The 12,701-nt window shown below is 68.7% G+C and carries 12 protein-coding genes and 1 pseudogene; 3 read left to right on the forward strand and 10 right to left on the reverse strand.

The features are described 5' to 3' along the window. Positions 1-403: TetR/AcrR family transcriptional regulator (locus AB0H37_RS40610; protein ID WP_360617953.1), on the reverse strand; the 403-nt coding region annotated here is incomplete at its 3' end. 203 nt (positions 404-606) lie between these two features. Here AB0H37_RS40610 and AB0H37_RS40615 point away from each other — a divergent pair. Further along, positions 607-735, forward strand: coding sequence for a hypothetical protein (locus AB0H37_RS40615; RefSeq protein WP_360617955.1), 129 nt, complete (start codon positions 607-609; stop codon positions 733-735). Between the two features lie 70 nt (positions 736-805). After that, positions 806-1,915: a DUF4331 domain-containing protein gene (locus tag AB0H37_RS40620; RefSeq protein WP_360617957.1), complete on the forward strand. Its 1,110-nt coding sequence runs from the start codon at positions 806-808 to the stop codon at positions 1,913-1,915. 380 nt (positions 1,916-2,295) lie between these two features. On the opposite strand, the gene AB0H37_RS40625 is transcribed toward AB0H37_RS40620, so the two are convergent. From AB0H37_RS40625 to AB0H37_RS40645, 5 genes are read right to left on the reverse strand one after another with little or no spacing between them, the layout of a single operon-like run. Beyond that, positions 2,296-3,120 (reverse strand): urease accessory protein UreD, encoded by an 825-nt coding sequence (locus tag AB0H37_RS40625; protein WP_360617959.1) that lies wholly within the window; start codon positions 3,118-3,120, stop codon positions 2,296-2,298. Further along, the gene (ureG, locus tag AB0H37_RS40630; RefSeq protein ID WP_360617961.1) at positions 3,117-3,803 is read right to left on the reverse strand and encodes an urease accessory protein UreG; all 687 of its coding nucleotides are present in this window, start codon (positions 3,801-3,803) and stop codon (positions 3,117-3,119) included. Before ureG ends, AB0H37_RS40625 begins: the two co-directional genes overlap by 4 nt. Positions 3,804-3,838: 35 nt before the next feature. Continuing rightward, positions 3,839-4,513: an urease accessory UreF family protein gene (locus AB0H37_RS40635; protein ID WP_360617963.1), complete on the reverse strand. Its 675-nt coding sequence runs from the start codon at positions 4,511-4,513 to the stop codon at positions 3,839-3,841. 24 nt (positions 4,514-4,537) lie between these two features. Next, positions 4,538-6,346: an urease subunit alpha gene (locus tag AB0H37_RS40640; protein WP_360617965.1), complete on the reverse strand. Its 1,809-nt coding sequence runs from the start codon at positions 6,344-6,346 to the stop codon at positions 4,538-4,540. Beyond that, a complete protein-coding gene (locus AB0H37_RS40645; RefSeq protein WP_360617967.1) occupies positions 6,339-7,004 on the reverse strand; it encodes an urease subunit gamma in 666 nt (221 codons plus the stop codon). The genes AB0H37_RS40640 and AB0H37_RS40645 overlap by 8 nt, the downstream gene beginning before the upstream one ends. Positions 7,005-7,873: 869 nt before the next feature. Here AB0H37_RS40645 and AB0H37_RS40650 point away from each other — a divergent pair. Next, the gene (locus AB0H37_RS40650; RefSeq protein ID WP_360617969.1) at positions 7,874-8,323 is read left to right on the forward strand and encodes a DNA/RNA non-specific endonuclease; all 450 of its coding nucleotides are present in this window, start codon (positions 7,874-7,876) and stop codon (positions 8,321-8,323) included. A 623-nt stretch (positions 8,324-8,946) separates the two neighbouring features. On the opposite strand, the pseudogene AB0H37_RS40655 reads toward AB0H37_RS40650, so the two are convergent. The 4 genes and pseudogenes from AB0H37_RS40655 to AB0H37_RS40670 form a co-directional block, all read right to left on the reverse strand. Then, a pseudogene (locus tag AB0H37_RS40655) lies at positions 8,947-9,393 on the reverse strand (transposase); the annotation flags it as partial. 417 nt (positions 9,394-9,810) lie between these two features. Next, positions 9,811-10,323, reverse strand: coding sequence for a hypothetical protein (locus AB0H37_RS40660; RefSeq protein ID WP_360617971.1), 513 nt, complete (start codon positions 10,321-10,323; stop codon positions 9,811-9,813). A gap of 106 nt (positions 10,324-10,429) precedes the next feature. Then, on the reverse strand, positions 10,430-11,752 hold the full coding sequence (locus AB0H37_RS40665; RefSeq protein ID WP_360617973.1) for a hypothetical protein: 1,323 nt from the start codon (positions 11,750-11,752) through the stop codon (positions 10,430-10,432). A 29-nt stretch (positions 11,753-11,781) separates the two neighbouring features. Then, the gene (locus AB0H37_RS40670; RefSeq protein WP_360617975.1) at positions 11,782-12,285 is read right to left on the reverse strand and encodes a peptidase inhibitor family I36 protein; all 504 of its coding nucleotides are present in this window, start codon (positions 12,283-12,285) and stop codon (positions 11,782-11,784) included. Positions 12,286-12,701: the final 416 nt, after the last annotated feature.

Raw genomic sequence — 12,701 nt, forward strand, 5'->3', positions numbered from 1 at the left:
GCTCGGCGATCACCGTCGCCCAGGCGGTGGACGCCTCGGGGGACCGGACGGCGGCGGCCACGACGCCCTCGACGAGCGCCCGGGCCCTGGGCTGCCGGTACAGGGCGGCGATCTCCAGTGCGAGCGCCCGGAGGTCGTCCTTCAACGAGCCGGTGTCCGGGATCGGGATCTCGTTCTTGCCCAGTTCGCCCAGCAGGTCGACGACGAGTCCCTCGACCGTCCGCCATCGCCGGTACAGCGTGGCCAGATGCACGCCCGAACGCTCGGCCACTTTCTCCAGGGTGAGTCCGGCGTACCCGGCCTCCTCCAGTTCGTCCTGGGCCGCGGCCAACACCGCCGCACGGGTGCGCGCCGTTCGGCCGCCGGGCCGCACGGCCCCCGTCGCGCGCGGCTGCACGTCCATGCGGCGCCCCTCCCTGTGGGTCACGTCACAGAATAACGCGAAATCCTTCGCATTAACAGTCGGGTGTCAGGTGAGCTGGAGGTGCGCCCGCCTGGTGGCCCTGCTCGGCCGAGTGCCGGGCAGTATCGCCTCGGCGCAAGACGCCGACCCGCCGCGCGGATCGACCGGCCCGCCTACTAGGCGCCGCCGACACGGCAGCGTAGATGGCGGCGATCGACGAGGCGGCCCGCGAGGTCGGCGACCTGACCACCACCCTGGCCAGCGAGTTCCTGGACGAAACCCCGCCCCCGCGGGGCCTGCTGGCAGCCCTCGCCGCAGGGTTCAGATGCTAGGCCGAGCGGCTGGCGGCGCGGTCGGGGGAGGGCAGGTGGAGGGCGGCCCGGACGCGGGCGCCCTCCACCGTTGCTTCATGAGCGGCCGCTGCTGGCGGCGTTGTACTGCAGCAACGCCGTGGTCGGCGTTTGGTCCACCACCGACCGCAAGGGACCGGCCGTCTGCATCGACAAGGCCCCGGCGGGCACCTACCGGCAGGTCTCACGACTGGGGAACCCGCTGATCAACGAGGTGATCTCCCCAGCCGGGCTGAAGGACGCCTTCAACCGGCTCGACCCCTCCCGGGACCACACAGTCCAACCGCTGGTGAACCGGGTCCTCAACCCTGAGGTACCGCAACTGATCGAGAAGATCTACAAGATCAAAGCACCGGCCACCCCGCGCAAGGACCTGTCGGAGATCTTCCTGACCGGGATCTCCAAGAACTCCGGCGGTCCGATCAAGGCCGACCTCAACTCGGAACTGCCGAACAAGGACATCGACCCCAAGCGGTTCACCCCAGCCGAGGAACTGCGGCTGAACATGGCCGTCCCTCAGACCGCCAAACCCAACCGGCTCGGAGTCCTCGCCGGTGACCTGCAGGGCTTCCCCAACGGGCGCCGGCTCACCGACGACGTCGTCGACATCGAACTCCAGGCACTTGAAGGCGCCACGCAGACCGGCAAGCTCGTCCCCGCCCTGGCCAAGGGCGACCGCGTCGACCGCAACGACAAGCAGTTCGGCCGATCCTTCCCCTACCTCGCCCTTCCCCACAACAGCGGGTCGGGCAAGGCCATGCCCAATGGCGGAGCCGGCACCGGAGGCGGATCCACCTCCGGCCTGCAACACACTGGCCTGCTCGGCCTAGACCCGAGTCGCGCATCAGCCGCTGGTACTGCTCACCACCCGCAGCGCGCCGAAACTGCTCCGGCTGCCCCCGAAGTTCGTCCCCGTCCTGCCCTCCCGGCGATTCTTCGGCAGAGCGGCCGTTGGCCAAGGCGTACGGCATCGACTGTTTTCGTGGCACCACAAGGCTCCTCGTACCCAGCAGAGACCGTGGGTCTCCTCCACCCGGTCCGGGTTCTGTTCCCGCCGCCGGGATCCGCTACACGAAGCAGCCCACACCGGGCCCATCGCGGCTCCCGGCCGCTTCTTCTTCCGCCTTGGGGTTTGGCGGCACGGCCGGTTCGACGGTCGTGAGGCCGGGGCCGGGAGTTGCTCGTGTCGCCCGAACCGGCTGATACCAGCGGGTGAACCGACGGCGCGTCGGGCGATGCCGGTGGCGTCGGTGACCCTGGAGGTGGAGAGCGGGGCGAAGTTGAGCAGCTTCCCCGACTGCCACGCGCTCGGGCCGGGGTAGGGCCGCAGCGCGGCGGGGACGCCGCGGGCAGGTCTACCGCCTCGTGACGGTTCGAGTTCGGCCTCCAACGGGTGGCCCAGGGCGGGCGACCGCGGCGAACTGACGACCAGCCGGGTTAACTGGCACATCCGAATCCTCCCTTGACTGCGTCATCGAACGTGCCAACAGCCCCATCAGGGGTTGCGGGCGAGCTGTCCGCCCCGTTCTCCGGGACCGTCCCTCATTCGTTGTGGTGGCCGAGGTGGCGTAGGGCGGCGTCGAGGCAATGGTGGAGGTCGGCGGCGTCCGGAGCGACGGCGGTGAGGAGGGCGCCAGGTCCGGCGAGTGAGGTGATGACACCTTGGGCTGGGAGGCCGTCGAGAAGGTGGGTGGCGGGTGGGTGAAGATGATAGGTGGGGTCGATGACGAGGACTTGGCCGGCGGCGCGGTTGTCGGCCAGGACGGCGGGTCCGTCCCAGCCGGGAGTGCCCGGGCCGTAGGCGCTGTGTTGGTCCAGTAGTGTCCGGCCGTCATGGCGGACGGTGATTCGGCTGGTCAGCCGACCTGTGGCTTCATGAGCGCGGCCCAGGACCTGCTGCTCGCTCAGCACGAGCCGGGCCGTTGAGGCGAGGACGATGCGAATGTGCTGGCGGAGGTCGCTTCCTATGGCGGAGATGAGGGGTTCGGGCAGCCAGTGCAGGCTCGCGTGGTCTCCCACGCGCAGTGTCACGTCGTGGGTGGCGTGCCCGGGGAAGGGGCCGGGCAGCGCGACAGTGGCGGCGGCGGTTATGACGTGCAACTCCGCATTCGGCGCGACGACGACCTCGGTGTGCAGGCGGTCGCCGTTGTGCGGGGCGCTCATGGTGTTCATGATGCAGACGCGCGCCTGGGAGCCGCGCGGACGCAGGCGGCGGAGCGAGAACGGGCCGTCGCCGTGCAGGATCGGAAGGTCGGTCACTCCGTCTGCCGACTCGGCCGCGATGCGGACGGTGGCGTTCAGGGCATGGGGGCCGTGCGCGACCATGGCGGCGCCCGGCGGACGGCGGACGGGCGGCGCCTGGGTCATGCGCGGTTCGTCTGGTCGGCGAGGCGGGCGCTGATCCAGTCGGCGACAGGTTCGATGCCGTGGTCGAGTTTCATGCTGGTGAGGACGACGGGTAGCAGGCCCCGTGCGGCCATGGCGTCGCGTTCCATGACGTCCAGGTCGGCTCCGACGTGTGGCGCGAGGTCGGTCTTGTTGATGACCAGGAGGTCAGCGGTGGTGACGCCGGGCCCTCCTTTACGGGGGATGTCGTCGCCGCCGGCGGTGTCGATGATGAAGATCTGGTGGTCGATGAGGCCCTTGGAGAAGGTGGCGGTGAGGTTGTCGCCGCCGGATTCGATCAGGATGAGGTCGAGGGGATCGATCCGTTCCTGGAGGTCTTCGACGGCTTCGAGGTTGGCGGAGATGTCATCGCGGATGGCGGTGTGCGGGCAGGCACCGGTCTCCACGGCGGTGATCCTTTCGGGGGGCAGCACCGCCTGGCGGAGCAGGGCCTCGGCGTCCTCGCGGGTGTAGATGTCGTTGGTCACCACTGCGATGGAGATGGTGTCGCGCAGGCGCCTGCACAGGGCGGCGACGGTAGCGGTCTTGCCGGAGCCCACCGGTCCGCCCAGGCCGATGCGCAGCGGGCGGGGACGGCCACCGCAGTGGGCTGCGGCCGGGGGAATGAGGTCCGCGAGTAGCGGGTCGGTGTGGTGCAGGTGCATGGCGCCTTCCAGGTGTGGCGGGCGGGGGACGGTGGTCAGCTGGCGAACAGGCGTACCGGCCAGGTCGCGTGCTGTTCGGCGGTGATGTCCAGTAGGGGAGCGGACGCGGCGGGTAGTGCGTCGACGCCTTCCATCGGTAGCCGTGCGGCATGGCGGGCGGCCTCGGCGGCGATGTCCTCCATGGCGCCGGTGAGGCGGGCGGTGACGGCGGTGGCTTGGAAGGGGTCGAGGCCGAGCAGGCGTATCGCGGCGGTCACCGGGGCGCTGACGCTGTCGTAGACGGCGGCCTGGGCGGTGTCTCGCGGGGACAGTCCGGCGGTGCGGGCGGCGAGGCCAAAAACGATGGGGTGGTGCGCACCTGCCGGGCGTGCCGCTGCCAGCTGATCCAGTTCGGGGCTGGGCCAGACGGCGCGGACGGCGCGCATCAGTTGCCGCCCGAGCTTTCGTGCGACCTGGCGCAGCGCGGGGGAGGGGGTGCGTGCGTCGGCGGCGTCGTCCAGCTGCAGTGGGTCGTAGCCGGTCGCTGCGGCGGCGGCCAGGGCTGCCGCGACAAGGCCGGTGGTGGTAAGGCGTCCCCTGCAGAACTCCTCTAGGGACGCGGTGTCGCGGACGCGTCCGGCCGCGATGGCGGCCTCGGCCCCTCCGGAGTGCGCGTGGCCTCCGGCGGGGAAGCGTCCGTCACAGAGGATCAGCAATGACACCGAGCTCATCGTCGCTCCAGGGGCGGGGGCCGGTCAGAACAGGAAGTACCGCTGGGCCATGGGAAGTTCGTCGCGGTAGTCCGGTGCGACGGTGTCTTCGCCGACCTCCACGTTGACGTCTCCGGTCCGGTCGTCCTGCTCGCTGGCCCCTCCGCTGCCCTCGATGGTGACGGTGAAGCTGTCGGAGTCGACGTCGATGCGCGGGCGGGCGTCGTTCTCGCGCATGTCGGCCTTGCCCAGCCCGCGCGTGGTGGTGATTGTTTCGAATGCCTTCCGCAGCCCGGGCATCTCGCCGTCGAACTGTTCGGAGACGAAGTTGAACGAGTTCCCACCCGGGGCGTGTCCGACCGCGCCGAACATGCGGCGGGGAAGGATCGGCTGCGGGGTGGGGATGGAGGCGTTGGCGTCACCGACCTGCGCGTAGGCGATCTGCCCGCCCTTGATCACCAGGTAGGGCTTGATGCCGAAGAACGCCGGCTCCCACAGGACCAGATCGGCGAGCTTGCCGGTCTCCACCGAGCCGACCTTGTGGGCGATGCCGTGGGCGATGGCCGGGTTGACGGTGTACTTGGCGACGTAGCGGCGGGCCCGCATGTTGTCCGCGGCTCCGTCGCCGTCCAGCGGGCCGCGCAGCCGCTTCATGACGTGCGCGGTCTGCCAGGTCCGCAGGATCATCTCGCCGATGCGCCCCATCGCCTGGGCGTCGGACGACATGATCGAGATAGCCCCCATGTCGTGCAGGATGTCCTCGGCCGCCATCGTGGACGGCCGGATCCGCGAGTCGGCGAAGGCCAGGTCCTCCTTGACCTTCGGGTTGAGGTGATGGCAGACCATCACCATGTCGATGTGCTCGGTCACGGTGTTGACCGTCAGCGGACGGGTGGGGTTGGTGGAGGCGGGCAGCACCCTCGGGTGGGACGCCATCTCGATCATGTCCGGGGCGTGACCGCCGCCGGCCCCCTCCACATGGAAGGCGTGGATGCAGCGATCGCCGATGGCCTCCAGGGTGCTCTGCAGGAAGCCGGCCTCGTTCAAGGTGTCGGCGTGGATCGCCAGCTGTGCGCCGGACTCCTCGCACACCTCCAGGCAGGCGTTGACGACGGCCGGGGTGGCGCCCCAGTCCTCATGCACCTTGAATCCGACGACACCCGCGCGGAGCTGGTCGCGCATGGAGTCCTTGGACATCGTGGCGCCCTGACCGAGCAGCCCGATGTTGACCGGGAACCCGTCCAGCGCCTCCAGCAGCGAGGCGATGTGCCAGGAACCCGAGGTGACGGTTGTGGCCTTGCTTCCCTCGGCGGGTCCCGTGCCGCCCCCGATGAGCGTGGTGACGCCCGAACCGAGCGTCACGTCGAGCTGCTCGGGGCAGATGAAGTGGACATGGGTGTCCACTCCGCCTGCGGTGAGGATCTTGCCGTTCCCAGAGATGATCTCGGTCTCCGGGCCGATCACGATGTCGGCGGCGACCGGATGATCGTCGTGGCGCCGGTTCATCGTCTCGGGGTTGTACGCCTTGCCCATGGCCGCGATATGGCCGTCCCGCAGCGCGACGTCCGCCTTGACGACGCCCCAGTGGTCAAGGATCACGACTCCGGTGATCACCGTGTCCGGGGCGCCGCCGGCGCGCGAGACGCAGGACTGGCCCATCGACTCGCGGATCACCTTGCCGCCGCCGAACACCATCTCGTCGCCGCTGTGTCCCGGGCCGCCCGCCCAGTCCTCGGTGATCTCGATCCGCAGGTCGGTGTCGGCGAGCCGGACCCGGTCGCCGACGGTCGGCCCGTACAGGTCGGCGTACTCGGCACGCTCCAGCCGGGGGCGGCACACCTCCGGCTCAGCCATCCAGCACACCCCCGACCATCCCGCGCAGCCCCGCGACGACCCGCTCACCCTGCAGCGGAACCAGATCGACCTCGACGCGGCAGCCCGTCTCGAAGCGCCGCGACTTGCCAGCGGGGATGTTCAGGCGCTTGCCGTAGGCGGACCCGCGATCGGGTTCCGCGCCTGCCGCCACCGGGACCGGCCGAATCTCCAGCGCCGGGTTCACCTCGTAGAAGTGGTAGTGAGAGCCGACTTGCACCGCGCGGTCCCCGGTGTTGCGGACCTCGACGCGCGTCACCGGCAGCCCCTCGTTGACCTGCACGGGCTCGGCCTCGTCCGAATGCTCGACCTGACCGGGGCCCGAGACATCGGCCCTGGTGGGGATAGGGTCTGTGATGGTCACCAGCTTGGTGCCGTCCGGGAACGTCGCCTCCACCTGGATCATCTCGATCATCTCCGGGACGCCCCGCATCACTTCCTGGCGGGTGAGCACGCCGCGACCGGAGGACATCAGTTCGCGGACGGTCCTGCCGTCCCTTGCCCCTTCCAGCACGTGCGCGGTCAGCAGCGCCATCGCCTCGGGATAGTTCAGCCGGAGCCCCCGAGTTCGCCGCTTGGCGGCCACATCGGCGGCCACATGGATCATCAAACGTTCCTGCTCGTAATGGGTCAGATGCACACCGTCCTCCTCCCACCCGGGGATCCCGCGCGACCTCGCCGGCGGCCTCCGCACGGCACGAGCACACCCGGCGTCCCTTAGGCCTTTTCGCGCCTCATCACCCGAACTGCGACTCTTCGTTCATCGACTCTCACAGAGAGTGAAGGCTCAAGGGAATCGGAAAACGGTCACTGCTGCCTTTCTCTCCCGGCAGTCAACACTGGCCACCTCTTGTCGTCTGTCGGGCCGCGACGGCGGCCGACCGGCCGCCGTCACCGACGAGTTGCTGCGTGCCCGTCCGCGACGTGCTCTCCGACCCGCTCCATTCCATCGCCTCAATCGACCGGCTGCTCGGCATCTCGCCGGGCACGCCGTACCACCACAGCCCTGGCTCGCGCGACCTTCGCCACCCGGCCAACTCCCGGTTCGCTTTCGCCCGCGGTTCTGTCCGCCTCCACGCCCACCGGGTGGAGATTGGCGCTGTTCCACCGGGGCTTCCCCCCGCGTGCCCTCGGGCACGCTGTTCGGAAACTTAGGGTCGGCGCAGCTCGAATGTGCCTACGACAGGGGGCGCCGGGTGATCGGCTCGGGTGCCCTGGCCGCCCCGGTGTGCCGTTACCTGCTCAATAGCCTCACCGCCCACAACAAACACCTGACCATCACAGAGAGTAGTGCAACGCTGCTAAATGTGTTGATCTGGCGGGCTCCCCTCCCAGCGGAAGGCCCCCCGTGAAGTTGCGTCGCCCCGCCCTCACCTTGACCCTTGCCCCGGCCGCGGGCACCGCCGCGGCCGCCGCCCAGACCGCGCCCACGGCGTCCTCGGCGGCGTCGCCCTCGGCGCGGAATCCGCTCACCGTCCGCCGGGCGGGGCCGGGCGGGCGGTCGTCGACGTGCCGTGCGATCGGCTCCTGGCGCCGCAGGCGACCTATCACGCCAACGGCGCGACCTACCGCACCGACGCCCTGGGCCGCCCGGAGACCGCTGAGGCCGAGAACCTGACCGCCTCGGTCGCCGACCGCGGCGGCTGCCAGACCGAGGTCGGGCACATGGCCGACGCACCCCGCTACGACGGCGGCCACATGATCGCCGCGACGCTGCACGGCGTCGACGAGCGCTACGACCTGGTGCCGCAGTGGTACTCGGTCAACCGCGGCATCTACCTGCGCATGGAGTCGGGCGCCAAGTCCTGCCTGAAAGAGCCCGGCGGCGCGATCCTGCACTCTCGACCAGGAGTCGGAGGTTACGCACTGTCACTAAGGAGCAGCTGCCAATTGTGGGAGATCGCAACGGACTTGATCTTCCCTGTGGTGCGCTGTGGTGGAGCGAAGGATGCTTTCTGACCTGCGGCGATGTCGAGAAGCGGTCTGTCCTGACCTTGATCGATCGTGTTCACACCGAAGAGGCCACTGGTTCGAACCCAGTATCGCCCACATTTCCCCAGCTCAGAGGCTTGCTCGAACGAAGAGCAGGCCTCTTTGGCGTTGTCGCAGCTCCGAAGAGGTCACGGGTTCCGAGCCGGCAGCGCGCGACTTCGCTCCCGCGGGGGGCTTCTTGGACTCCGGGGTCGGCCACGGGTGGCCCGGTGGGAGGATTTTGGGAGATCATCCTTCTCCCACCGCGAACGAGGCCACAAGAAGACCGTGCTACCAGTCACTCTGCGCGGTCGCAGTCGGGCTGAGTGCTCGCCGCATGTCCGCTCAGGAACCACGAGCCGGGGTGGGCTGGAGTCTGCCTCGCGGCATGCCCGACAGGCCGGCGCGCAGGGAGCCCGCGTCCTGCTTGTGTCCGGGTGCAGGTAGCAGGTCACCTGGATTCCCCGGAAGGCCCGCTGGTACGGCACGGCATTCACCGGCTCCGGCCTCGCGGTCATCCGCGCATGCCGGGACGTCCTGCTGGGCGCCGATGCGCCGGTCACCATGCTCGAACGAGCCGTCCGCTGCCTCGCTAAGAGGTCGTAACAGAATCAGCGGACGAGGCGGCGCCAGCAGATGATGGCGGCGGCCAGGGTCATGAATGCCTCGTGGATGTCGTTGCGGATCTCCCAGCGGATGCGTCAGCGGCGGAACCAGTGCAGCAGGGTGATGGTGTGCTCGGCGACGTAGCGGTGGACGCCCAGCCCGGACCCGTGCGGGGCGCCGCGGCGGGCGATGACCGGTTTGATGCCCTTGCTCCAGACCAGGCGGCGGTACTTGTCGTGGTCGTAGCCGCGGTCGGCCAGCAGCCGCCCGGGTCTTCGGCGGGGACGGCCGACCCGGCCCCGGACGGGCGGCACCTTGTCCAGCAGCGGCATCAACTGTGTGACGTCGTTGCGGTTTCCGCCGGTCAGCGACAGGGCGAGCGGGGTGCCGTGGCCGTCGGCCAGCAGGTGGTGCTTGGCGCCCGGCCGGCCGCGGCCGACCGGGCTCGAACCGCCATGTGCTGACCGACGGCCACGGCGCTCCACTCGCCCTCTCGCGCTGTCCGGCGGTAACCGCAAGGACGTCACCCAACTGATGCCCCGGCCGAACAAGGTGCCGCCCATCCGAGGCCGGGGGCGCACACTCCCAAAGACCCGAGCGGCTGCTGGCCGACTGCGACTACGACACACACCGTCGCCTGGTCTGAGCCAAGGGCATTGAATCGGTCATCGCCTGGCGAGGCGCCCCGCACGGGTCCGGGCTGGGCGTCCACCGCTACGTCGCCGAGCGCACCATCACCCTGCTGCACTGGTTCCGCCACTGACGCATCTGCTAGAGACCGCCGATGACATCCACCAGGCGGTCATGACCCTCGCCGTAGCCATCATCTGCTGGCGACCCTCGTCCGCTGATCCTTTTAGGATCTCTTATTAGGAGCGCCCCTGCTTCTTGGAGGTGGCGGCGTCGGTCGCCGTTGACGGTACCCGTCCTTGCGGATCGAGCATGATCTCGTGGGTGTCGACTGTCGGCATGGTAGACGGGTCGGGTCCGGGGTCGCGGTAGTTGTGCACGGCATCGGTATCGAGGAAGCTGTCCCGGGTCTGCGTCCACCCGGGCACCTGGGCCATGGCGTCTTGGATGCGGTCGCGTACTCGCCGTTCAGTGTCCGCGTTCTTGGCGTCTCCGGCTTCTTCGGCGACCTGCGCCCAGCGATCGACGATCGCGTGGGCCAACGACCACTGGGGGAGCGTCAACGAAACGACGATCTCCTGGTCTTGCGGCGGCCAGTCCTGGCGGCCCTTGCTATGGAGCACCTGGTCCCAGGCGTCTTCGCGGATGCTGGTGGCCAGTTCCACGATGCCTGTGGGGTCCCCGGCCACAACTGCGCCGTCGATCTCGTTGTCGGTCGAACCGTCCACGACTCCCCACTGGGCGACGGTCATCGAAATCGGATACCTGGAGCCGACGGCCATCACACAGTCCCTTCTTCCGTGGGACGGGCAGGGGTCCCTGCGTGACGCAGGAACCCCTGCCCGGCTGATGATCAGATTACGGGACGATGTCCACCCAGAAGGGGTCCGCCTCAATGATCCGGAAGTTGTCGAACCACCATGAGCGGTATCCGCCTTCGGCGCTGTTGTCGGTGTCTTTGACCAGCTCCCAACTGAAGTCTCCCTTGCCCTGCAAAGCCGCACCCTGATGGGTCGCAGCGAAGGGGTACTCGTCGCATTCCTTACCGGCGGGACGAGGGCTCGGGGCAGTCTTGCAAGCCTCGTAACGGTTCTTGTTGATCAGAGTGGTGTCCATCAGCCTCGTCAGGGGCTTGTCGACGGCCGGACTTCCGGTGTATCTGCCCCAGTGATTCGTGGTACTGGTCTGTGCCCGTTCGATGTGCTGAGCCACTGCCTGTGCGGTGCCTGTGGTCTTGGACAGGCTGTAGAACGGGGTCAGGTCGGCGAACACGCAACCGCCCTGGTCGGACTTACTGGGGTCGCTGCCCGGCAGCCGCTTGTCGCAGCGGATGCTCTCGGAGTCGTGGTAGAAGGAGTCCCCCTTGGTCGAGAGGTCGGTGGCGCTGTGCGTCACGGTGACGGTGGTCCGCATGTAGTGCCACAGTGCCGTGTTCGGATCGTCGCTGGCCGTCGGTGCGGAGTGGAAGTTGGCATAGCCGTACAGGCCCTTGCCGAGCGTCAGTTCCTGCACGTAGGTCTTGGAGACGTCATCAAGCGCGCACTTGCTGGCGTTGCCGAGACATTTGATGTCGGCGCTGACCTTGATGCCCGTCAAGGCTCGGCCCCACGACCCTTCCTGCAGTTGGAGCTTGACGATGCGGCTGATGCCGGGGGCGATCCATCCGGTCCGGGTCATGCTGCCGACGCCGATGAAGCCCACCCCGACGAGCTTGGGCACCTCGCCGGGCTTGGTCGGGATGGTCCACAGCTCAAGCTCGATCAGCCCGACCTGGCAGTCGGCGAACCGTCCGACGATCTTGGAGCCGATCTCGTTGCAGTTGTTGGGCATCGGATCATTGCCGGGATCGAAGCCAAGGCCGACGGTCGCCCGGGTCCGGGGCGCGTTGAACCGGGTACAGGAAACCAGGCCCTGGGACGCGTGCCGCTGCTTCGAAGCGGCGATCGCGCGCTGCTTGACCGTCGCGCAGCTGTCCTCTGCCGGGGACCGGTCGCGCCACCTGGTCTGAACGCCGCCCAGGCGCTGCGCCGAGGTCGCCTCCGGGTTGTACGCGCCGGAGGGGCTGGTGGGAATGGGCGGCTCGGGCGCCGCCGATGCGGCCGTGGCCGCCGTGTTCACAAGGCCCAGCACGGTGGCGCCGGCGAGCACTCCGTGCAGCAGCCGGGAGCGGAGGGATGTCATGCCTCTCCTGGGGGATGCTGGCCGGCGGGTCATGGGCAGTAGGTGAGGAACGAGTCGGCCTTGTTGTAGGGGGCTGAACCGACGTTGGCGGACGCGGTGCTGGGGTTCTCGGTCCACAGCAGGGCGCGGGGGGCTACGTCCTCGTCGTAGACCTTGACGGTGTTCGACGTGGCGTTGGTCCAGGACGAGGTCTTGTTGCCGAACCCGTAGTCGGTGAGGTACTGCCAGCCTCCGCAGTCGCGGAAGGTGAGCTTGCGTCCGGTGAAGTCCGGTCCGTCGTAGAAGCAGTAGGCACCGGTCGCGCACGGGTCGGCGGTGGCCCCGGTCGGGATGGTCAGAGTCACCCTTCCGCCCTTGTAGGAGATCTCGTTCGGGCCGGTCTGAACGCCGTCCGGGTACTGGCGCAGCTGGGTGTTGATCTGCTCCTGAGCGGTGGAACCGTCCGCAGAGGCGGGGCCGGCGGCGCAGGTGACGGCGGTGCCGACCGTGAGGGCGATGATGAAGGTACGGGTAGGCGTCCAGGGGAGGACCATGTGTCTCCTTGCCGTGAGAGTGAGCATCGTGTCCGCCATCGAACACAGTGACGAACCCGGGTGGCAGGAAGGACGCTACGGGGACGCCGTTTTCATGATCAAGATTGCCTCCAGTAAAGGATCTTTTAACAGATTCATGTCAACCTGTCGGATGGCCAGTCAGGGGTGGCGCGACCGCCTTTCGGGCACCCGCTGGGCCGAAAACCTGCGAGAGCGAAAAGATCTTCGTTGAGCGTCCAACCTGGATGCCACGAACTGGCAGGCGCGGATGAGGCGGCCGTCGCCCCTTCCCGACGGAGCATCTTGATGAGGTCACGTGGCGGGCCAAGCGGAGACCCGAAGTGATCGAGGCGGCCAAGTGTGCGCTGATCGTGGAAGCTGTCCACGTCGTGTTCGTCGTCCGCGGTAAGCCCGCA

The sequence above is a fragment of the Actinomadura sp. NPDC023710 genome (genome assembly GCF_040639875.1).
GTDB lineage: Bacteria > Actinomycetota > Actinomycetes > Streptosporangiales > Streptosporangiaceae > Spirillospora > Spirillospora citrea.